Annotated in this window: 23 protein-coding genes; 5 read left to right on the forward strand and 18 right to left on the reverse strand. The window is 30.3% G+C overall.

Annotated features, from left to right (window positions below; translation table 4 throughout):
- Position 1 precedes the first annotated feature (1 nt).
- The 10 genes from MCFN_RS02930 to MCFN_RS02975 form a co-directional block, all read right to left on the reverse strand.
- Positions 2-4,345 carry a PolC-type DNA polymerase III gene (locus MCFN_RS02930; RefSeq protein ID WP_038562192.1) on the reverse strand — a complete coding sequence of 1,448 codons (4,344 nt, stop codon included), beginning with the start codon at positions 4,343-4,345 and terminating at the stop codon, positions 2-4.
- Between the two features lie 95 nt (positions 4,346-4,440).
- Positions 4,441-4,806, reverse strand: coding sequence for an MG284/MPN403 family protein (locus tag MCFN_RS02935; protein WP_038562195.1), 366 nt, complete (start codon positions 4,804-4,806; stop codon positions 4,441-4,443).
- A 52-nt stretch (positions 4,807-4,858) separates the two neighbouring features.
- Entirely contained in the window at positions 4,859-6,289 is a 1,431-nt protein-coding gene (proS, locus tag MCFN_RS02940) for a proline--tRNA ligase (RefSeq protein ID WP_038562197.1), read from the reverse strand.
- A 77-nt stretch (positions 6,290-6,366) separates the two neighbouring features.
- Positions 6,367-7,707, reverse strand: coding sequence for an aldehyde dehydrogenase family protein (locus MCFN_RS02945; RefSeq protein ID WP_051604588.1), 1,341 nt, complete (start codon positions 7,705-7,707; stop codon positions 6,367-6,369).
- 2 nt (positions 7,708-7,709) lie between these two features.
- On the reverse strand, positions 7,710-8,765 hold the full coding sequence (locus MCFN_RS02950) for an aminopeptidase P family protein (protein ID WP_038562199.1): 1,056 nt from the start codon (positions 8,763-8,765) through the stop codon (positions 7,710-7,712).
- 11 nt (positions 8,766-8,776) lie between these two features.
- Positions 8,777-9,646 (reverse strand): GTPase Era, encoded by an 870-nt coding sequence (gene era, locus MCFN_RS02955; protein WP_038562201.1) that lies wholly within the window; start codon positions 9,644-9,646, stop codon positions 8,777-8,779.
- Positions 9,646-10,035, reverse strand: coding sequence for a cytidine deaminase (gene cdd / locus MCFN_RS02960; protein ID WP_038562203.1), 390 nt, complete (start codon positions 10,033-10,035; stop codon positions 9,646-9,648). The genes era and cdd overlap by 1 nt, the downstream gene beginning before the upstream one ends.
- Before the next feature lie 4 nt (positions 10,036-10,039).
- Positions 10,040-10,495: an rRNA maturation RNase YbeY gene (ybeY, locus tag MCFN_RS02965; protein WP_038562206.1), complete on the reverse strand. Its 456-nt coding sequence runs from the start codon at positions 10,493-10,495 to the stop codon at positions 10,040-10,042.
- Positions 10,496-10,665: 170 nt separating this feature from the next.
- Complete coding sequence (locus MCFN_RS02970; RefSeq protein ID WP_038562209.1) at positions 10,666-11,052, reverse strand: MAG1140 family protein; 387 nt, start codon at positions 11,050-11,052, stop codon at positions 10,666-10,668.
- Positions 11,027-13,087 (reverse strand): Mbov_0121 family peptidase domain-containing ABC transporter, encoded by a 2,061-nt coding sequence (locus MCFN_RS02975; protein WP_038562212.1) that lies wholly within the window; start codon positions 13,085-13,087, stop codon positions 11,027-11,029. The genes MCFN_RS02970 and MCFN_RS02975 overlap by 26 nt, the downstream gene beginning before the upstream one ends.
- 126 nt (positions 13,088-13,213) lie before the next feature.
- Here MCFN_RS02975 and recU point away from each other — a divergent pair, with 126 nt between their 5' ends.
- Positions 13,214-13,693 (forward strand): Holliday junction resolvase RecU, encoded by a 480-nt coding sequence (gene recU, locus MCFN_RS02980; protein ID WP_038562215.1) that lies wholly within the window; start codon positions 13,214-13,216, stop codon positions 13,691-13,693.
- On the opposite strand, the gene MCFN_RS02985 is transcribed toward recU, so the two are convergent.
- The 8 genes from MCFN_RS02985 to MCFN_RS03020 all read right to left on the reverse strand — a co-directional run bounded on the left by MCFN_RS02985 (position 13,690) and on the right by MCFN_RS03020 (position 20,537).
- On the reverse strand, positions 13,690-13,968 hold the full coding sequence (locus tag MCFN_RS02985; protein WP_038562218.1) for an HU family DNA-binding protein: 279 nt from the start codon (positions 13,966-13,968) through the stop codon (positions 13,690-13,692). The genes recU and MCFN_RS02985 overlap by 4 nt on opposite strands.
- Before the next feature lie 313 nt (positions 13,969-14,281).
- Entirely contained in the window at positions 14,282-15,589 is a 1,308-nt protein-coding gene (gene der, locus MCFN_RS02990) for a ribosome biogenesis GTPase Der (RefSeq protein WP_038562221.1), read from the reverse strand.
- Positions 15,579-16,262, reverse strand: coding sequence for a (d)CMP kinase (gene cmk, locus MCFN_RS02995; protein ID WP_038562225.1), 684 nt, complete (start codon positions 16,260-16,262; stop codon positions 15,579-15,581). Before cmk ends, der begins: the two co-directional genes overlap by 11 nt.
- Before the next feature lie 57 nt (positions 16,263-16,319).
- On the reverse strand, positions 16,320-16,790 hold the full coding sequence (locus MCFN_RS03000) for a hypothetical protein (protein WP_038562228.1): 471 nt from the start codon (positions 16,788-16,790) through the stop codon (positions 16,320-16,322).
- A gap of 137 nt (positions 16,791-16,927) precedes the next feature.
- Positions 16,928-18,007 (reverse strand): molecular chaperone DnaJ, encoded by a 1,080-nt coding sequence (dnaJ, locus tag MCFN_RS03005; RefSeq protein ID WP_038562229.1) that lies wholly within the window; start codon positions 18,005-18,007, stop codon positions 16,928-16,930.
- A gap of 80 nt (positions 18,008-18,087) precedes the next feature.
- Entirely contained in the window at positions 18,088-19,143 is a 1,056-nt protein-coding gene (locus MCFN_RS03010; protein WP_038562231.1) for a YhjD/YihY/BrkB family envelope integrity protein, read from the reverse strand.
- A gap of 95 nt (positions 19,144-19,238) precedes the next feature.
- Positions 19,239-19,688: an RpiB/LacA/LacB family sugar-phosphate isomerase gene (locus MCFN_RS03015; RefSeq protein ID WP_038562234.1), complete on the reverse strand. Its 450-nt coding sequence runs from the start codon at positions 19,686-19,688 to the stop codon at positions 19,239-19,241.
- 114 nt (positions 19,689-19,802) lie between these two features.
- The gene (locus tag MCFN_RS03020) at positions 19,803-20,537 is read right to left on the reverse strand and encodes a PQ-loop domain-containing transporter (RefSeq protein WP_038562236.1); all 735 of its coding nucleotides are present in this window, start codon (positions 20,535-20,537) and stop codon (positions 19,803-19,805) included.
- A 162-nt stretch (positions 20,538-20,699) separates the two neighbouring features.
- Here MCFN_RS03020 and MCFN_RS03025 point away from each other — a divergent pair, with 162 nt between their 5' ends.
- The 4 genes from MCFN_RS03025 (at position 20,700) to scpB (ending at position 23,129) form a co-directional block, all read left to right on the forward strand.
- Entirely contained in the window at positions 20,700-20,999 is a 300-nt protein-coding gene (locus tag MCFN_RS03025) for a 4'-phosphopantetheinyl transferase superfamily protein (RefSeq protein ID WP_051604589.1), read from the forward strand.
- Between the two features lies 1 nt (position 21,000).
- Entirely contained in the window at positions 21,001-21,744 is a 744-nt protein-coding gene (locus tag MCFN_RS03030) for a lysophospholipid acyltransferase family protein (protein WP_038562240.1), read from the forward strand.
- 73 nt (positions 21,745-21,817) lie between these two features.
- Positions 21,818-22,555 carry a segregation/condensation protein A gene (locus tag MCFN_RS03035; RefSeq protein ID WP_038562549.1) on the forward strand — a complete coding sequence of 246 codons (738 nt, stop codon included), beginning with the start codon at positions 21,818-21,820 and terminating at the stop codon, positions 22,553-22,555.
- Entirely contained in the window at positions 22,545-23,129 is a 585-nt protein-coding gene (gene scpB, locus MCFN_RS03040; RefSeq protein WP_038562243.1) for an SMC-Scp complex subunit ScpB, read from the forward strand. Before MCFN_RS03035 ends, scpB begins: the two co-directional genes overlap by 11 nt.

Here is a 23,129-nt window from a genome sequence, read left to right on the forward strand (position 1 = left end):
CTTAAAATAAACTTATTTGGTCAGTTTCATCAATATTTGAAAAAACGCCAATTTGTTTTAATTTTTCAATTAATGTTTTATTCACTTTTGCCCGAGATGCAAAGTCCTCAATCGAAGTAAATTGTTTCTGCTCACGAGTATTAACAATCGATTCAGCAACTGCATCACCTAATCCGTCTAATGATTTGAATGGTGGAATTAAACATTGGTTCTCATTGTCAATTAATCATTCGTGTGCTAGCGATTTTTCAAGATCTATATTAGCAATATATAAACCTCGTGCGTAAAGTTCTCTTGTAATTTCTAGGGTTGGCATTAAATCTTTATCTTTTGTTGTGAGTTCCTCTTTAGATAAAGATTGAAGTAAAACAAGTTTGTTATGAGCCTTTTTTCCGCCTTTAACATCAACCATGCTTGCAATATCCACTGCTTTAGCGTGTGTAGCAAAATATGATGCGTAAAATGCTAATGGATAGTGAATTTTAAATCAACCGATTCAATAACCCATCAAAACATACGCCACTGCGTGAGCTTTTGGGAACATATAAGCAATTTTATTCATTGAATCTAGTTGTCAATTAGGTACCCCGAACTCCGTAAGTTTAGCCTCCTCATCTTTTGTTAAACCTTTACCTTTACGTACTTTTTCCATAATATCAAAAGCAAATTTGTTAGGTACGCCTTGTGAAACTAACTTAGCTAAAATGTCATCACGACAGCTAAATATTTCAGATAATTTAAACCCTTGCTTCATAATCAAATCTTGATTATTGTCAATTCACACATCAGTTCCATGACTCAATCCAGAAACTGAAACTAAATCAGCAAATGAGCGAGGCTTAACTTGCGTCAGCATTTGACGCACAAATGAAGTTCCAAATTCTGGTAAACCCAATGCACCTGTTGGTTCATTGCCTATTTGAATTGATTCAATCCCTAATGGCGATGTTGAAGAAAATAATTCAAAAGTGTCTTTATCATTTTTAGGTACCTGAGAAATATTGATTCCTGTGTATTTTTCAAGCATTTTAATTACAGTAGGGTTATCATGCCCTAATAAATCTAATTTTAAAACATTATCGTGTATTGCCTTAAAATCGAAATGCGTCGTAAATCAAGATGAAGTATTGTCATCTGCGGGATAATTAATTGGCGTAAAATCGCTAACATCATATTCTTTTGGAATAATAATAATTCCACCTGGATGTTGTCCTGTTGTTCGTTTAACGCCTTCAATTTTTTTAGCTAAATAAGCTGTGTATGATGATGAATAATTTTTGCGTGTTTCTTCGCAAAAATTCTTAACAAATTGATACCCAGTCTTAAAAGCGACAGTAGATATAGTGCCGGCTCTAAGTGTGTGCGATTCACCAAATAATCTCTTAACCTCATTGTGAACCTCGCTTTGGAAATCCCCAGAAAAGTTAAGGTCAATATCAGGAACTTTGTCGGCATTAAATCCTAGGAAAGTTTCAAAAGCAATCGTGTGACCTTCACGTAATAAATCTACATTGCACTTATTACATTTTTTAGCTGGAAGATCATATGCCGATGTTACACCATCAATCTTTGCCAATTCAAAAAACTTACAATTAGGGCACAAATAATATGGCTCAATCGGGTTTACCTCACTAATATTAGTTAGGGTTGCTACCAGTGAGGAACCAACCGATCCACGCGAACCTACAAAGTAACCTTCATCTAGGGATTTTTTAACCAATTTATGTGAAATTCAGTATATAACGTCAAAACCATATTTAATAATCGGCGTCAATTCAGCTTCAATACGTTTTTCTATTATTTCAGGTAAATCTTCACCATATTTATCATGTGCAGTGTCATAAACCAATTTTTTTAATTTAACTGCCGAGTCATCAAATTTAGGTGTGTATAAATCTTTTTTAGTCACTTCAATTTCTTCACACATATCAGCAATTTTGTTTGTATTTTCAATTACTACTTCGTTAATTAATTGTTCATCATCAAGAAAACTAAATTGTGCCAGCATCTGTGTAGTATTTAAAAACCACTGGTCAGGTATAGACATCGTATTTTCTCTTGCTCGCTCATAACTGTAAAGATAGTGTTTAGTATGTCCGATTCCATTGGCATAAACTAAAACCTCAAAAGCTTTTTTATCAGCAGGGTCTAGATAACGAACATCACCTGTCGCAACCGGAATTTTATTATATTTTTTAGCAGTTAGTATTATATCTTTTAGTGCGTATTCTAATTGATTCTGAGTAATAAAATCAGTCTCTACTCAGTGTTTGAACACTTGTGGAGCGGGTATTTCAATATAGTCATAACGTTGAATTTCATCTTCAAACTCACTGCGTGTTGAATAAAAATACGTATCAAGCAATTTAGACTTTAGAGTGCCCGAACCAAATAATAAGTCAGGGTCGCTTTTTATATCCTCAAAATAGGTTTTGGGGCGATCAGTAAAATTAGTTGTTAAACATTTTGATATCATTTCAAATTGTTTTTTTAACCCTGCTTGCGAACGTGCTAAAACACTAATTGAAAATGGAAATCTATCTTTATACTGGTTTTTTAATGAATAATTTTGCAAATCAGCAAAAGTTGTAATATTTTTTAGTTTCATTTCATGCACTAATTCAACTCAAACCTGCGCTAAGACTTTTGCATCATAATCGGCGCGGTGAGCAGTATTAGGGTCATATTTTACTCCTAAAAAATTCGCTAAATCACCTAATGAATGTTTTTTTCTCTCTGGAAATAATAAACGAGAAACTACTAACGTATCGATAACAGCAACATTAGGAAATTCCATATCATGCAATCTAAATTGCTCTTTCAAAAAATTAAAGTCAAATTTTGCGTTGTGAGCAAGAGCTACATTATTATGCAAAGCATCATAAATTTTTTGCAAACCTAATTTATAATCAAGTCCTTTTTCATCAATCATTTTTTGACTAATGCCAGTTAATCTGTGTGTAAATGGTTTAATTTCTTCTTTTGGTTTTAAGAAAAATTGCTGGATTTCAGGCGCCTGACCACTAACAGGCACTGAATGCGAACCATACTCAATTAATTCATGAAATAAAGGGCTAAGACCGGTTGTCTCGATGTCAAAAGATACAAAATTAGTGCTTGAAATACTTCCATTAGGTACATAATTTAAAAAAACTTGTGGATTTTTTTTGAAAGTGGAGTATGAAGCTCCATAAAGCGCTTTAACCTTCGATTTTTTTGCGGCCGCAAAAAATTTTGGATATGCTTGTACAGCATCTAAATCATTAATCGCAACCGCACTCATACCTAATTTCTCAGCTCGTTCAATAACCTCATTAGGGTCAATTATTCCATCCATTGTATTGAATTTTGAACAAATGTGCAATTCTACACGTTTTTTTGTGTCATTTGGGTTATCATAAACTATACCATTTGGATTTTCAACCACGGCATAATTATCAACGAAAACAAATCCTTCGTACTTACCTTGCGTTCGACCGCCAACTGAACCTTGAATACGAAGATAATTCCCAAGGACAAAATCCTTTTTAATTACCTCAGGAGAAATAGGTTCAGTTAAAAATCAGCGTGCTAAAATCGCATCCGTCCCGTCAGCGATTGATAATATATAAATATGTTTGCCGTTTTTGGTTTGGCGCGAATCGAACTCATATAATTCTCCACTAAATTCAACTAGCGATTTTTCCTCAAATTCGTTAATTTCTTCAATTTTACAGATTTGGTATCTACGTTGAGAACGAGGCTTAAACCCAGTTTTTTCAGCGGTATGGGATTGCTTAACATTTTTTTGATTTTTACGGCTTAATTCTTCATATTTACGAATTTCTTCCTTAAGATCAATTGTTTCTAACGGAGCACTGAATTCAATTTCTTTTAATTCAGGAGAAAGTATTAAATGATTAAAACCATATTCGCGAAGTTCACGTTCAAGATTGCGAATTAATTGTGAAAATTCATTATAACCTAGTTTATCAATTGATATTATACGTGTAGTATAATCCCCAACAAATTCAAGATTATTAACTCAATTTATTTGTCTCAATTTTGAGTATTTCGGTTTCATATTTATTAAAAAAACAATAAATTCAATCAAATTATCGCGTTTATACTGTAAAAAATCAAATTCAAAATCTGGCGAAATTTTATAATTGCGATTATTTTTAATTAAATTATAAAGAGTAAAATAATCATTAATTTTAACCTCATCAGCAAAAATAATTTGAACAGATAATGTGTCGTTTAAAAATGCCTTATCCGACATTTTTAATGCAGTTTGTTGCATGCTTTGCGGAATCTCAAATTTAATAGATTCACAAAATTTTTTAAAACGAAGAACATCTTGCATTTTTGCCACCTCCTGATATGAATATGTATTTTTTATTATACTAAATATAATAATTGCTTAACAAACAAACCGCAACCCAAGCTGCGGTTTTAACTTTAATCTAAATAAATATTTAAAAATTTATCAACTAACGAATTTCGACGTTTATAGTATGTTGATTTTGAACAAAAGTCTTCATATCATTGCGAATCTTCGATATATCATACAAACTCACGTTCAAATATCTCCATTTCAAATCTTGTTAAGGTTGATATTGCGGTTTTCATACTGTTTGATAAAAATCTATATAAATTTCTATCACGTACTTGATTAAGTTTATCATAACTATTTAATGAAAATTCTTCTCAATATTTTTTCTTTGCTTGTGCCAACTCAAGTTGACTTATATCTTGCACTGCTTTGTATTTAGTTAAATTGCTTTGCGTTTTAATTCCTCTTAATAGGACAGAATAATCGGTCATTTTACTCCTTTTTAAATAAAAAAAGCCTAGCCAAAAGGGCTAGGCATAATGATTAATAAGCTCGAGCAAAAACGACAAATCTTTTGGTTTTTCTGCGACATGTTATACATGGGCCCATTTTTTCTATTTTTGTTAAGGATTTAGGAATGCACCGAGTTGTTGCTCCTGTTTCTTCTTGAATAGCCTTTTCTTCAGCTTCATGACAACAGAATGGAGCGTATACAAATTTTTGTTCTTTAATTCCTTGTTTAAAATCTTCATAATTATCGATGATAACTATATTGCTATCCAAACGTTGTTTAGCGTTTTGATATAAATTATTGTGAATATCAGCTAAAATTCCTTTAATTTTCGCTTTTACTTGATCTACTGGCAACTGTATTTTTTCAAGTGTATCACGGCGAACAAGAGTGACTAAACCATTTTCGAGATCTCTTGGCCCTACTTCAATACGAAGTGGCGTGCCTTGAATTTCTGAATTAGAAGCTTTAAAACCTGGATTTTTATCGCTTCTATCAACACGGACTCGATAAATTCTACCTAAACTTTTTTCTAATTCATTCACGGTTTCTTGAACCTCAGTATTTTTAGCTCCAAATAATTCCAAAATATCAATTTGAACAGGTGCTACATATGGAGGGATAATTATTCCACGGTTATCTCCATGAGTCATAATTATAGCCCCTAATAAGCGAGTTGAAACACCTCAAGATGTTTGGTAAGCGTACTCTTGATTGTTGTTTTCATCTTTAAAAACGATCCCAAAAGTTTTAGAAAAATTCTGAGCTAAATAATGTGATGTGCCCGCCTGTAAAGCTCGTCCATCTTTCATCATCGCTTCGATAGTATAAGTTGAACATGCTCCTGCAAATTTTTCTTTTGGTGTTTTTTTACCAATAATAACTGGAATAGCAAGGTAATTTTTCAAAAATTTAGCATAAACAGAAATCATAGTTCTAGTTAAATGTCTTGCCTCACGAGGGTTGTTGTGGCAAGTATGCCCTTCTTGTCATAAAAACTCACGACTTCTTAAAAATGGATTGGTTGTTTTTTCCCAACGCACAACATTTGCTCATTGATTGTAGATAATTGGTAAATCCTTGTATGATTCGATAGAATTTTTAAACAAATCTGCAAATAAAACTTCTGATGTAGGCCTTACAAAAACTTTCTCATCAAGTTTTTCATTTCCAACGTGAGTAATGGTCGCTAACTCAGGGTTAAAACCATCGACATGCTCTTTTTCTTTATTAAATAATCTTTCCGGAATTAAAAGTGGTAAATAGACGTTTTGAACTCCATAATTTTTAAACTCTTCATTTAATTGTTTCTGAATCAATTCTCAAATACCATAAGAATTCGGTTTAAAAACTAATGTTCCTTTTAACGGTCCATAGGCAATCAGGTTTCCCTGTTTAACAACATCTGTATATCAGCGCGAAAAATCTTTTTCTAAAGGTGTAATTTTATCTAATTCTTTCATGAGTTTAATTATATATTAATGTGTAAAAATAGCTAAAAAATGCTTTAAAAAAGCTATTTTTGTTACTTTTAATATTATTATTTTAAAAATTTCTTAATTAAATTAATCTTTTTATCTGTATATGGATGAGTATTTAGTTTTGTGCCAAAGCCTCATCTAGAATAACAACTCACAACATTTGAAAATGCTAAAAAACCTTGATAACCATGACTGCGACCTCACCCTGATGACCCAACGCCCCCAAATGGTAAATTATAATTAGCTAATTGCAACATTATTTCATTAGTTACGACCGCACCAGTACGCACCCGTTCTACAATAACGTTTTCAAAATTTTTACTTTTCGTGAATACATACGTTGCAAGCGGTTCCCCATTTGATTTAATAAAATCTAAAACCTCAGATATCTCACTATATGAAACAACAGGTAATAATGGCCCAAAAATCTCATCAACCATTAACTCACTGTTAAAAGTTGTTTTTATTGCTTTTGGAAGTATTTTTGTATCTTTCACTGTCAATTCTGTGTTTTTAGCTAAATTTAGCAACCTATCAAAATGTTTTTTATTAATTATTTTTGGATACTCATCAATATGTTTTTCGAACTCTGATGATAATTTATTGAACTTATCAATAAAAATATCTATTTTATCTTTATGAATTGCGACATAATCCGGAGCTACACAAGTTTGTCCAGCATTTATCACCTTAGAATTAAAGACTTTTTCAACAGATTGGTCAATATTAATGTTTTGATCGATTATGACAGGGCATTTGCCACCTAGCTCTAAAATTATCGCTGTATTCGTAGAACATAATTGTTGACGTACTAATGAACCAACACGTTGAGACCCAGTAAAAAATACTATATCAAATTTATTCATAAGCATTTCTTTGGTACTATCCACGTCCGATGACATAACGTAAATATAACGCGAATCTACTGTATTATTAAATAAATTCGTCAGTAAATAACTAGTTTCAGGACTTGATTCCGATGGCTTCAAAATTACTCTATTACCAGCCGCAATCGCAGATATAATAGGCATTAATGAAAGATAAAAAGGGTAATTCCATGGACTAATTATTAATGCTATCCCCATTGCTTGTGGAATTAATTTTGAACTACCTCCAAATAATAAAATTGGTGTTTTTGCTCTTTTTGGTTTCATCCATTTTTTAAGTTGTGAAATGGTTAAAGATAACTCCTTCAAAACTAATCCGATTTCACTAAAATATGCTTCGCTCTTATGTTTATTAAGATCCGAGCTTAGAGCCTTTGATACTAATTCTATATTGCCTTGAATTGCTGTTTTAATAGCTTTTAGAGTTTTAATTCGTTCTATATAAGAAATGTATGGGCTACAAATTGTATCCTCATACATTTTTTTATAAGTTTTTCTATCTTTTTCTGTCAAAACTACTCTTCCGGATTCGAAAATACATAACGGCCAGTTTCGGTCACTAAAACATCATCTTCATTTCTAGCTCCGCCCAGACCTTCAATGTAAATACCTGGCTCAACAGTAATAATCATTCCTGGCTCTAAAATGTAATCTTTACCTTTTGAACTAACGTATGGTAATTCATGCACATCGATGCCTAATCCATGACCTGTTCCGTGAACAAAATACTCTCCATAACCGGCTTTTTCAATATATTCACGACAAATTCGATCAATTTCACTAGCTTTAATTCCTGGTCGAACAGCATCTCTCCCTGCTTTTGCAGCACCTAAAACAATATCTAGAATCTCTTTTGCTTTCGGATCGTTTGGAGTATCATCTCCCCTTTCATCCCAAAGAATGAATGTACGTGTAATATCTGCTGAATAACCTTTATATAATGCACCAAAATCTATTTTTAACAGATCACCAGCGACTAATTTTCGATCAGTTGGATGATGATGTGGTTCCGCTGATGAAGGTCCGGTTGCAATGATTTCATCAAAACTCTCTTTATCAACGCCATTCAATTTCATTAAATAGTTAAGTTTTGCTGCAACCTGTTTTTCAGTAAAACCAGGAGTTATTCATTTTTTTAATTGTCATAAACTTTTCATTGATTTATCGACTGCATCTTGAATTTTTTGAATTTCTTCTGCTGATTTTATAATTCTTAACTCTTGTCCCAAAATTCAAACTTCTTCATCTGCGCCAATAATATTTTTTAAATATTCATAAGTTTGCAAGTTTAAATAGTCTTTTTCAAAAGCGACTTTTTTATATTTTTTCTTCGCAAAAAAGTCTTTTAAAGCACTACCTTGCAACAAATGAATCTCTGCATTTTTTGCATTATTTCGAGCATACTCAATATATCTTCCATCAACAAATAAGTGAGCATTATTTTTTTCTATCACCAAATATCCGTCAGTTGTTTGAATTCCGGTGTATCATAGTCTTGTTTGTGCAGCTTCCGAAACAATTGCGTCAACATTATGTTCTGCAAACACTTTATCTAAATATTTTCTATTCATATTTACCTCATCTAATAGCCAAATTTTTTTAAGAATTTAGCATCATTTATTCATTTATTAGCTGTTTTAACTTTTAATCTTAGGTCTACCTTAATTCCAAAAAGATTCATTATTTGCTTTCTAGCATTGGTTCCAATTTGCTTTATCATCTGAGCATTTTTTCCAATAACCATTCCTTTTTGTGAGTCTTTTTTTACATAAATTACTGCCTCTATACTGATCAAATTATAATCTTCAATAAACTCAGAAACTTCAACAGCAATTGAGTGTGGTAATTCTTCACGTAACAATTTCATTGCCGATACACGAATTATTTCTTTTGTCATGAATCGCATTGATTTATCAGTTATATAATCCTCGTCGTAGTATGGGTTTCCATCCTCCGTAAAAGTTTTTAATTCATCAATTAGCATCCTTATAGAATTAGGATTTGATGTTGATACACTCAAAATTTTATTGAATCCATACTCATTTAATTGTGTTATCTTATCTTGAATTTCGGAAGGTGATTTAGCTAAATCAATTTTTGAAATTACGGCTATTTTATTATCTCTTGACTTAATTTTTTCCAAAATATTTTTATCACCTTGACCAATAGGTTCATTTACAGGAGTTAAAAATAACACGCAGTCTATTCCGCTTAAAGCATCGAAAGCGTTTTTATTTAAGGATTCGCCTAATTTATTTAGCGGTTTATGAACACCAGGTGTATCAACAAAAACAATTTGATACCCTTCCTCGTTATAAACACCACTAATTTGGTCGCGTGTTGTTTGTGGAATATTTGAAACTATTGCTAACTCATAGTTAAGAATAGAATTCAATAATGATGATTTACCAACATTTGGGCGACCAATTATCGTTACAATAGCTACCTTCATTATTTAATTTGTTCACTTCTGATTGGTAATGGCACTAATTCACCTAATTTAAATGTTTTTTTAATGTCGCCTGCTCCATTAAACAAGTGTACCAATGAATCATCAGTCATAAATTCTGTCATTACTTGACGGCATCCTGCACAAGGCGAAATTACACCCTCTCCTGATGAAATTACATAAATTTCTTTAAATGTTCCTACTTTTGCCCCGTGTGCAACTGAACCAAATAATGCTGAACGCTCAGCACATAATCCAGATGGAAATGCTGCGTTTTCAACATTAACCCCAGGTCACTCTCTACCTTGATCATCAATAGCAATAGCCGCAACCTTAAAATGTGATCAAGGGCAATATGAAAATTGTAATAAATCTTTTAATTTTTGAACCATAAAACTATTCCTCCCTAGTAATTCCTAATGGATTAAATATATTATCCACTATTTTGTCCATTTGTTTTTTTTCTTCCTCATTCTCATGGTCATAACCCATTAAATGAACTAATCCATGTGCAAATAAATAGCAATACTCGCGACGTAGCGAGTGATTGAATTCTTGTGCTTGTTGCTCAACTTTTTCATGACTTATAACCAATTCTCCAAGAGGTAATATTGGTAATTCATCATAAACCTCATCCATACCAAAATCAAAAGACAAAATATCTGTTGGATAATCTTTATTCCGATATTCTTTATTTAATTCTTGAATTTTCAAATTATTAACTATTGAGACGTCTAAAATGACTTGCTTTTCAATTTTAAAATAAGTTGCAAGATTTTTTAGTACTTGTTCATACTCTTTTTGAAATATAAATGAGTTTCCATCTTCAATATTAATATTAAGTTCAATCATAATTTAAATTATATAGTTATATAGGAACATTATTACCTATTTTAAATTTATTAGTGTAAAAAATACAAAATTAAATACACAATTAACGATTGCACTCATAAATCGACTGAATTAGTCAATTTATGACAAAATTAAATTTGCTAAATTTATAGATTTGTTGTCAGTAGATATTAAATATTTCAAATCAAGGATCATAATTTTACTTTATCATAAAATAAAACGCCACTAACTTGTGTATTAGAAACGAGTTTAATTCCTGCAGGAATCTTATGAAAATTCACAATCACAGTCTCATTTATTTTGGTGAAATTAGATATTTTTAATAGATAAATTTTATTTAAATAACTTATTGAAACCTCTTTATTTTTTTCTAAATAAAAAAGCGATTTTTCAGGGGCGACCAGTATCATTTTTTTATTTTTATCAACTATAAAATTAATTTTAATTGTTTTTTCAACCTCAATATTGAGAATAATAATAAACAAAGCTACACTTAACAAAAAGAGAATGAAAATTGAAAAATAAACAATTTTAGTTGGTTTTGTTAATTTTTTCAAAATCTACCTCCATTCCATTACTTGCATACTTTTTGCTATGGCTAATTTCAATAAAAAATGCATCGCTTTGATAATTTTTGATAGAATTTATTAATTTTTTATTCACTTCTAAATCTAGATTTTCAAAAGCTTCATCAAGCATAATAAGCTTGAATTTTTTTGTAAATAATTTTAGTAAAATGATTAATTGCCTCTGTCCACTTGATATATTTTCTCCATTATTATTTATAAACGAATTAAGTGTTAAGTTACAACGCTCCATAACCTTATCTAAACCATAAAAGTCAATATTATTCATCAATGTTTTATGTATATTTTGATTCCCACACACCAAAAAATCATAAACAGTTGATTGCGGAATGTAAACGTCATCATTTATTAAAATCGAATCATTTTTAAGAGCTAAAATATTAATAAAATTCACATTATGGTTGTTAATCTTTAATGTGCCATCTCAATTTGAAAGTTTAAAATTTAATAAATTTAATAATGTACTCTTTCCGCAACCGTTTTTGCCTATAAAATGTGTATTTTCATTTAATTTTATAGCATCAATATTTATATTATTATTTCCTGATTCATAACCAAAGTTAAGATCTAATAACTCAATTTCTTTAATTTTTTCAATCATCACGCCTTTATTTTCTAGGTTTATTTCTTTGAAATTCAATACAAAATTAATCATGTCAATATGCTTTGCAACAATACTATTCATCATTATTATCGACGTTAATGATGCAACAGGTTGTACAAAGTATGACATTGTAGTTAATATCATAATTAACGTTCCAACGGTTAATTGATTTTTAAAAATTAGAAAACAAGACACAAATACAATAACCAAACCTAAATTTCCAATTAAAAAGTCATTAACTAAGTTATTGACATTTTTACTTTTATTTAATTTATAATCACTCATTTTAAATTTTATTAATTTTTCTTGGCGTAAAAGTTCATTGAAATTTAAACTGTATTCATCATTAAATGAAGTTAATCCAAAAACATAATCCATTTCAGTTTGTGCATTATTATGAGATAAATTTAAATGTTTTTGGTATCTTTTTTCAATAAAAAAATGAAAAATAATATTAATAATCAAACACAACGCACTAAAAGAAAATACGATCCCAAATATAATTAAATTTAGTCAAATCAAAAATAATGAACTGAATAAAATAGCGATAAATTCAGCAAAAAATGTGTATAAAAAGCTGGCTTTGTATTCGCTAATAAAATTTATATAACCTAAACGCTTGAAAATTTCTGAATTTGTTATTTTAGATTTTTCATTTAATCCAATTCGTTGTAGTTTTGTAAAAAATCTTTCTTTAATATCTATTTCTATCGCATTAGCCAGCTTTTTAGTCATTAAATTTTTTAAAAATACACTTAAAAACCGGACAATATTCAATCATAAAAAACCAATAAACAATGCAAACAACATCTTGTTTAAATGATTTAGTATTACCAAATCAAAAACAATTTTTACAAAAAATGAAGAGCTAAATGCTAATAACATTGTTAATAAGGACACAAAAACTATACAAAATAAGTTAAAATTAAAACTAAATAAATATTTTAACTTGTTATCAACACATTTAATATCCTGTCTTTGATTGTTTTCTATATCACGATACACAAAACTCATTATGCCCGTATAAATTGATCTAAACTCAGTGTGATTCATTTTTATTTTTCTTCCTATTCTAGAATCCTGAATATAAACATAATTTTTATCAATTTTTTCGATTACAAGATAGTGTTTAAGTCCTTCATCCTCCACCAATACAATAAAAGGTAAATCAATATTTTTAATTTTCTTTAATTCATCAAAATTAGTTTTATATGTATCAATGATCAAGCCATTTTCCCTGGCAACTTTTCCTAATGTTGTCAAGCTTATTCCATTTGGTCCATAATCTGCTTTTAATTTCAAATAATTTATTTCTACGTCTGATTTATTGAGTTTTTTTATAAAATATTGCAAAACGTGTAGTCCGCAATCTTTTGAATCGTATTGTTTTGATATTCTCATACTTATAGGTATTAATTTTTAAAGCAGATTTTATTAAAATGGAAAAAATATATAATTTATGCCTATAAATTATATTTTTTTCTTTTTTTCAATTTACAAAGAAATTCCGTGATATGTATAGTTGAGATGAAAAATAGAGGAATGTTATTAGAAAAAATCATCAACCAAACAATAGCACATTATGAAACGTATAATAAAGCTTTAATCGAGAAGAAAACTTTGCCCGTTAAATTCCACAAGGTTGATAACAAAAGAGAATTGTCGGGAGCTTACGTTTATAAGAAAAGTACAGTCGATTATATCGGGTGTGTTGATGGAACTTTTGTTGCTTTTGAAGCAAAAACGACCAATGAAAATCGGCTTCCCGCAAGTAATATTTTGCGACACCAAATAGATTATTTAAATAAAATTAACACAATGAATGGAATTGCCTTTTTTATTATTATGTTTAGTAATGTTGATGAGTTTTATATTATTAATTCACAGTATTTAGCTACACATTGAAAAAAATCCTGAACATATGAAGAAATAAAAAATGCCGGAATACAAATTGAACTTACGTATCCTGGCATTATTGACTTTTTACCTTATTTGTATAGTATCTAGTTTTTATCAACGGCTTCTTTTAGGAATTTAGATGGCCTGAACTTAATAACTTTTTTAGGTTCGATAACCAACAATTCTTTTGTAAATGGGTTTGTTGTTTCACGTCTAGCACGTTCAACAACATCAAAAGTTCCTAGTACGCTCAATTGAACCTTTTCCCCCTCTGAAAGATAGTCTTTCAGAACAATTATGAATTTATCAAAAAATTCATTTGCAGTTCTTACTGGAACACCCATCTTTTCAGCTACTTCGGCCATAAATTCTTTTTTAGTCATGAGATACCCTTTCAATATACACGGAGATTATTTTTAACCACCTATAATTTAATTTTACACAAAATGTCAGTATTTTTATACGCATTTATATACAAAAAACAATTTTAATAAAAACATTCACACAATGGAGCATATATGAAAAATATAAAATTTATTAAAAATCTAAATTGAAACGAGCGCCTCCTTGCTCTAATTAATCTAAATAGCATTCAATGGGCGACAGCGGATCTCCAAGAAAATTTTTTGAATGTCAAAAATAAATATAATGAATAATTGAAATAAAATCAGCAAACTCTTGCATTTGCTGAAAATATTATTCAAGTCCTGATTTGTTTTTGAAAATTAATTTAATCGGGCATCCTGTGAAATCAATGATCGAGCGTATTTGCTTTTCCAAAAATCGTTCGTAACTTCAATGCAGGAATTTTTTATTATTGACATAAAAAACAAAAGTTGGAATTCGCAAATCCGTAAATTTACGCGCAAAATAAATATTTAAGCGACCACCATTGTAAGGAGCGGCGGGTTGAATTAATTGAGTTTCCCGAATAAAGTTTGATAATAAAGCAGGTTTTACATCTCGTTCTAAATTTTGTTTAACTTGCAAAATTGTGTCAATAAATTTATCAATTCTTTGATTTTTTAAAACTGAAATAAAGCAAAATGGAACTCACGGAACAAAATGAAATTTATTTCTCATTTGCTTTTCGTAATTAATCATTGTATTAGTATCTTTGTTTATTAAATCTCACTTATTAACGGCGATTATAATCGGTTTTGAATTTTCCAATGCATATCCAATAATACGTGAATCAAAATGGCTTAATTCTTTGGTCGAATCGATCATAATGATTGATAAATCAGATTCATCTAATGCGCTTATTGCACGCATTAAAGCATATTTATCAATCATATCTACAATTTTACTTTTTCTTGTAATCCCTGCTGTATCTACAACTTCAAACTCTTGATCTCGTATTTTAACAAAACTCTTTACAGCATCACGTGTTGTTCCTGCAATTTCACTTACAATCGATCTTTGTTCACCACAAAGCAAGTTAAGAAGAGAACTTTTACCAGAATTAGGCCGGCCAATTATTGATAATTTAAAGTTTTTTGAGGTTTTTTGGTCATCAAGATTTAAATTTCGCAAACACTCATCCAAAACATCGCCTACACCATGGCCGTGTTGCGCACTTATCTTAAATATATTCTCACCTAATGAATATCAAGAATAATTAAATAAATCAAGATTGTCAAGTTTATTGGCAACAACTACAATTGGCTTGTTACTTTTCCGCAACATACTTAAAATTAATTGATCATCGTTTGTAATATCAGAAGCTCCATCAACCATAAAAATAATTACGTTAGCTTCATCAATTGCAATAGAAGCTTGAATTCTAATTTGTTCTTGAAATGGTCTATTTTCTACTTCAATACCACCAGTATCAATTACTTTAATTTCTTTTCCACTTCATTCGAATGTTTCGTAAAGACGATCACGAGTAACTCCAGGTTCGTCATAGGTTATTGAACTTTTTTTACCCACTAATCTGTTGAAAAGAGTACTTTTTCCAACATTCGGCTTGCCTATAATTGCAATTACATTATTGCGCATTTATAATTTCCTCGATTTGGCGGATTATTTCATTAACAACTTCACTGAATGTCATGTTTGTACAATCAATATAACTTGCGTCATCAACACGTTTTAGTGGGTCGTTAGCACGATTAAAGTCTTGATCATCACGAGTTTTTACAGCATCTAGAACTTCCTCATAACTTGTATTAAAACCTAATTCAATATTTTGCAAATAACGGCGACGAGCTCTTTCATGAGGAGTAGCATCAAGATAAACTTTTAGCTCTGCATAAGGCATAATTTTGTATGTTGTATCTCTACCGTCCATTATAAAACCTTTTGACGATTTAGTCATGTGTTGAATAAATTCAACAACGTACTGGCGTACCGCTTTATAAATTGCAATTTCAGAAGAAACTTTAGAAACCTCATTTGATCTAATTGATCTTGTTATGTCTTCGCCATCTACATATATTTTTTGTTGATTGTCAAGCGAAATTTTTAAGAACTCATTATTTAAGCAATCACTCACTGCATTTTCGTCAGTGTGATTGATTTTATTTTTAATCAAAACGTATGCAATTGCTCTATAAATGCTCCCCGAACTTAAAAAAGTGTAGCCTAATCTTTTTGCAATTTCTTCTGAAACAGTTGATTTTCCTGCACTTGAAGGGCCGTCAATTGCAACATTAATTTTTTTATGGTTCATACAAAGTTCTCCTATATATTTGCTTATTTAACTAATAATAAATAATACTAAAAAAAATTAAATTCTTACTTCTTTTATGACAATTTCTGCCGAGTCTGCTAATGTTACTGTATCTTCGTTACTAAATCTAGATTCAAAACCTCAATTATGTTCGCCGATGTTTTGCGCATCACCAATATGATTTTTCAAAAAGTGAGCAAGATCACTTTTTTGTAAAGAAATATCTTTAAAAATATCTTTTGGCATCACTTTTGTGGCACAGTCAAATTGATAAAGGTTTGCTTTTATCTTTTGGAGTTCTTCAATATTTAATAGTGTAATTTGTTTTGTTTTATCATATTTGAAATCAGGAAAAATCGTATCATCAAATGCACTAATAGTTTTATTTAAGGGCAATAGGCGCATGAAGGATAAGACATCTTTTTTAAAGTCTTTATCTTCTTTCAACAAACTTGCAAAAAGGCTTTCAGGACCATAATTAGTATGATTAAAATTACTTAATAAATCACCATTTTTCTTGCTTTTCATATATTAATTATAGCTATAATTATTAATAAAAAAATTACATTTAAAATTTCACTGATGAATATTAATGATATACATTGTAAATAAGAGTTTAAAAAAATAAAATCTCTCAAAATTAAAATGAGAGATTATATTACCATTTATTTAAAAAGCTTGATGAAGTCTAGATTTGTGTTGTCTTGAAATTCTGAGATTTGATTAGCTAATTTATTCATTTCTGATTTAGAAAGGTCTGGAATGATAATTTTTAATTGAATTTTTAAATCTCCACTGCGGCCACTACGACGAATACCTTTTCCATTTAGAACTAATATTTTTCCATTTTGATGACTTCGACGTAATTGAATAGTTTCATTTCCATAAGGAGTTGGCACAATAACTTGATTTTCTTTAACAATATCAATAAATGAAACTGGAAATTCTAAGAATAAGTTTAATCCTTCTCTCACAAAATATTTGTGAGGCAATACTTGGAATTCAATAATTAAATTACCAGCAGGGCCACCATTTAGACCTTTTTCTCCATATCCTGTTAATGAAATTTTATCACCTGTTTGGCACCCTTCAGGAGCTCTAAATTTGACTTTTTTATCTTTTTTAATATAAACATTACCTTTGCAAGTTTTGCATGGGTTTTTTATTATTTCGCCGTTGCCGTGACAATTTGAACAAATCTGAGCAGTTGACATCATCCCAAAAAGAGTTCGTTGTTGAATTTGTTGTTGGCCTGTCCCTTTACACGTTGAACAAGTTAAAATATCACTTGATTTTTCCGCTCCTCGTCCCTCACAGGAATCGCAAGCTTCTCATTTTTGCAATTTTTTCTCAAATTCAACTCCTTTTATCGAATCTTCAAATGAAATTTGGACTCTCGCCATCAAATCGTCGCCTCGCATAGGAGTATTTGTTTTTTGTCTACTTGATCCACCAAAAAATGAACTAAAAATATCTCCAAATCCGCCAAAACTGCCGAAATCACCAAATCCGCCAAAACCTTGTGGCCCTTCTTCTGAACCATATTGGTCGTAATTAGCTCTTTTTTCTTTGTCGCTTAAAACTTCATAAGCTTGGTTTAATTCCTGCATTTTTTGGTCACTAGTTCCATCTTTTAATTTATCTGGATGATACTGCATCGCTAATTTACGGTATGCTGACTTAATTTCTTTTTCTGTAGCATCCCTTGAAACACCTAAAACTTCATAATAATCTTTTTTACTCATGTTTTTTATTTTAGCACAAAAGCTCTTTGAGTGCTAAATTTAAATTATAAATTTTAAGGGTTTGACTTCAACTAAAAAATCTAAATTTTATTAAAACGTTTAAATATTCAAGCTGTTTTAGAAATAGTGAAGCTTGAATAGTAAGTTTTGAAATACGACTCATTAACAATTAACCCCATATAAGTAAAATAAGTTAATGATGAAACAAATAATGCCAAATAAAGAAATGTGCCAATTGTTCCATATTGATCATATTTTAATAGTGAAGTTAAATAACCAAATCCACTAATAAAAATCATATTTGGTATTGATGCCACTAAAACACCCGGCAACACTGAGTTCCATTGCAACTTAAAACTTGGAGTCAGTTTATAAATAAGAGTGAAACCAAGATACAAAATTAAAAGTAGATAAATAAATAATGAAATATAAAAAAATATAGTTTCGCCTGTTAGACTAAATGATGGAGTTATCCATTTATAGAAAGTAATATAAAGTGCCGAAGCTAAAAAAATGTATATACTTATACCCAAAACTACAAAGAAACCTTTTATTCTGTTAAGAAAAAAATTACCTAAGTTTTCATGGCCGTATATGTAGTTTTGTAAGTAGATAAAACGCCCTCATCCACTCGATCCTAGTCACGTCGAAGTCAATAGTAAAACGAGTATTGCCGTGTATTTAGCTCCTTCATTTATCTTAAATTCTGGAATTGCCAATAAGGACTGGACGCCTGGTATTACTCTTGTTATAATTTTGTTCACGAATATTACATTGTAATCGTCAATAAATGAAAGTAAAACAATAACAATTGTAGATATAGGCACAAATGATACAAGGAAATAAAAAGCGAGTGAGAATGGAATAAAAGCCGAGTCTTTTGCAATGAATTTTGCATATGTACGATCGACTAACTCATTAGTTTTAACCTTATTTTTTCATCCAATTTTTGATGTTGTTAATCATAAAATAAAACGTAAAAAATACTTAATTATCTTTTCAAAAAAATCTCAACGACGATTTTCATTAGAAATTATATTTTTACCAGCTCAGGAACTTCTATTTTTTCTGTTTGTTATTTTTTTAATTTGTTTTAGTTCTAAACCCGTATATATTTGTCGTTGTTTTTTAGCCATATTTAATATTATAAATTTTAAAAATAAAAGCACAACATTTTAATAGTTGTGCAGCAATTAGTAAAAATCAGTGTTTTTCAGTGCAAATTTGAAAACTAGTCTTCAAAATGTTCAATATCATCTATTCTTTGTTGGTGACGGCCACCCTCATAATTTGTCGCAATATATTTATCAACCATGGTTTTAGCTTGCTCAAAACTAACTTGGCGACCACCGAAAACTAAAATATTTGCATTGTTGTGTAATTTTGCTAGTTCAGCATCCTCAACAGAAGCAACCCTAGCAGCTCTTATTCCGTTATGACGATTTAATGCATATGAAATCCCTAAACCGGTACCACATAAACCAATTCCAAAATTTACATCATTTTCTTTAACGTACTTTGCAAGTTTATGTCCTTGAAGTGAATATGAAACTTTTTGAGACTCATCAACCGGCCCTAAATCAACAGCTTGATACCCAAGTTCTTCAATGTATGCCACAAGTTTATTTTTAAGATCGACCGCCGCGTGGTCGGAAACGAAAGCAACTATTTTTTTATCCATATATTCTCCTTAATAATTAAATTTTATATTAAAAGAAATAAACACATCAAACTATTAATTAGTTAAATAGAATTAATCTTTTCCGTATTTTAAATAAAAACAGGGAGAATTAAGCTACCTGTTTTTATTTTTTAAATGATTTTCAATCAATAAATATACCTGCGATAAATAAATTGCCAGCGAAACAAATTGCCATACCATAGTCGTTATCAAACCTGCAGTAAATTCATTATTATTGAACCCAACAGCAACTCTATAGCATACTCAAGTCACATTTATTGAGATAATAGTGAATAACATACCTTTTGACATACCCATAAATCTTTTTTGTTCTAGCGATTTAATAACCGAAGGAAAAAAGCTAAATGTTGTCAGCATTGGAAAAATAATAACGCATATGGCGTGTAATTGAGGCCACATTCTTTTGTCTTTTACAAGTCCATATATCGCAATGTTTGCGGCGAAAGCAACAACTAATGCAGCGATGATAAGAACTTTTCAAGCTTGTTTTCTTTTCTTCTCGTCCCTTGCGTACTTGTATGTGAAAAAAATTGTAAAAATAAAAATTGATAACGAAAGCATATTTGCTATTGATGAGGCTACCATTTTAACTGGTTGAATATCCCAAGAACCAATTAACATCCAACCAATAGATCCAACAAAAACAATTCAAAATGAGTAAAAATTAACACCTTCGCCAGTATCTTTATTTTTTAATAAATATACTAGTTGCGGAATCCCGACACTAACAGTCAATGTTATTGAAATAGTTGCAAAAATTCAGGCAAATCAACCTGAAACCAAATAAGTTTTATCTAAATTATAAATATTAAAAAACTTTTCTACCATATCTTCTTTTCTTAATTGTAATTACTAACACTAACACAAATGTGTCATAAACACTAATAAATTATACACTTTATACAAAATCAAACTTTCTAATGGATCATTATATTTTTAGATAATATAATATTGAATTAAAGATTAATAATTAATTATATAATATTAAATATGAAAATAGGTCTCGATGCAACAACCATTAAACGTTTTAAAAATATGCCAAAAGGTTTTGAAAAACGTTTTTGCCATCCAAATGAATTATTACTTTTGGAAAAAGAAAAACACAAAGCTGATTTTCTAGCATCAATATGAGCAATTAAGGAAGCTTTATTTAAAGCTGATAACAATTTTGCTGATTTTCGCAAAATTGAGCTCAAAAAAGATCAACACGGTTGGGAGCATTCCGACTGGAATATAGCAACAACAAATGAGGGCGACCTAGTCATTGCCGTCGTAGTTAAAAAGGAGTAATATGGGTTTTAATTTAAAAATGATTTTTCTTTGATGACATTTTCTATGATGTATGTGAAGATTAAGCGCTGCATCAAAAAGATATAGACGCGATCCAATGAATTTTCACATTCAACAACGGAATGACTATTTACTTAAAAGGGCTAAACAACTCTTATGATATTTCAATGTTAAACTGGAGGTTGTAGGTCTGGATTCATTGCCAAAAGGGCCTGTTATCCTAATGCCGAACCACAAATCAAATATTGATCCCTTATTAATTTTGGCATCCCTAGAAAAAACCAATTTTGAACGTATTGGTAAAAATAAAATTCCTACTTTTATTGCAAAAGTTGAGTTAAAAAAGAGGGGAATTACTCGCAAAGTACTTGAACTTTTGGACACAATTTTTATTAATCGTCAAGATTTGAGACAATCAATTAAATCATTAGAAGAATTCGGAAGTCACGTAAAGCAAAATAAAACTTATGGCGTTATTTTTCCTGAAGGTACTAGAATTAATGAGCTAACACTAGGTGAATTCAAAGCTGGCGGAGCAAAAGTCGCTCGTAGTCATTATTTACCTATTGTTCCTGTCGCTATTTCCGATTCACGTGATGCTTTAAATAAAAAAAGAAACAAAAAATTAAAAATTCGAGTTGAATTTTTAAAAGTAATTAAACCTGCGGAGTTTATTACAATTGATAATGCGGTTATTATGGAAAGAGTAAAACAAACAATCGAAAAGGCACTAAACCATGAATAATAATGAAAGTATATTCAATCAAAATGATGACTTAATTCAAATTAAAAACACGCAACACACTAAAGACCTTGAAATGACAGCAAATAAATTTGTTATAAACATCGAAAACTACGAAGGTCCATTAGACCTTCTACTCGCTTTAGTTCAACAAAAACACAAAAATATTATGGATGTTGACGTTGCTGAACTAGCCAGTTCATACTTGGAAGTTATTCAGACACTACAAGAAAATGAAATTGATTTAGCTGGTGAATATTTAGTAATGGCAGCTACATTGCTTGCCTTAAAAACTAAAATGATGTTATATACTCCTGAAGAAAAACCTGAAATTGAAGAGGATAAACGCGAATTGCTGCGTAGATTGTATGAGCATCAACAATTTAAAGAGGTTTCAAAAGCACTCCGCGAACACGAACTTGCTCGAAGTGAAATATTTATCAAAAGACCTAGTGATATTGAAGAATTCTTAGTTGAAGACGATAAAACTGCATTAGATGGGCAATCAAACCCGTTAAAAGTAATCACAATACTGAGAAAAATGTTTGAGCGTACGTATGCTCAAAAACTTCGCCGCACTAAGCTGGAACACTTCAATTTAACACCACAAGATCAAATTCCATTTATCATTGAATTATTTAAAAATAATGAAGATGTAAGCTTTGAAATGATTTTTAATCAACCTAGTATAAATCACTTTGTAATTACATTTTTAGCTGTTTTAGTACTCGTAAAAACACAAAAAATTACACTAGAACAAAAAGAACAATTTGGCACTATCACATTTAAAAAAGGACCTGAATATGAAAAATAATATTTTGGAAGCTCTATTATATATTCAAGGCGATGAAGGCTTAAGTCTTGAACAAATACAAGAAATATTCAATCTTAACACTACTCATGAGGCAAAAAAAGTTCTAAACGACTTTATGAAAGAATATAATTCACGTGAAACTGCACTTAAAGTTGTGAATTTTAATGATATATTCAAATTAGCTACTCGTGAAACATATAAAGACTATATTACTAAAATGGTTCAAGTTACTAAAAAGCACCGTTTATCAAATGCAGCAATTGAAGTTGCTGGAATTGTCGCATACAAACAACCAGTCACACGTTCAATAATAAATAATATTAGGGGGGTTGCTAGCGAACAAGTTGTTAACACTTTACTCGCCAAGGGTGTTATTGAGGAGGTTGGGATAAGCCCAACTCCTGGAAACCCTGTTTTATATGGGGTCACAAACAAGTTTTACGACTACTTCCGTATTAGATCAATGTCAGACCTACCAAAACTTAATGAATTTAATTATCTTGACGGTGTTGAAAATGAAAGTCCAGATGAATTTAATTTTTTTGACTCACAACGTCAAGACCAAAATGAATAG

Source organism: Mycoplasmopsis californica, assembly GCF_000695835.1.
GTDB classification, from domain to species: Bacteria; Bacillota_I; Bacilli_A; order Mycoplasmatales; family Metamycoplasmataceae; genus Mycoplasmopsis; species Mycoplasmopsis californica.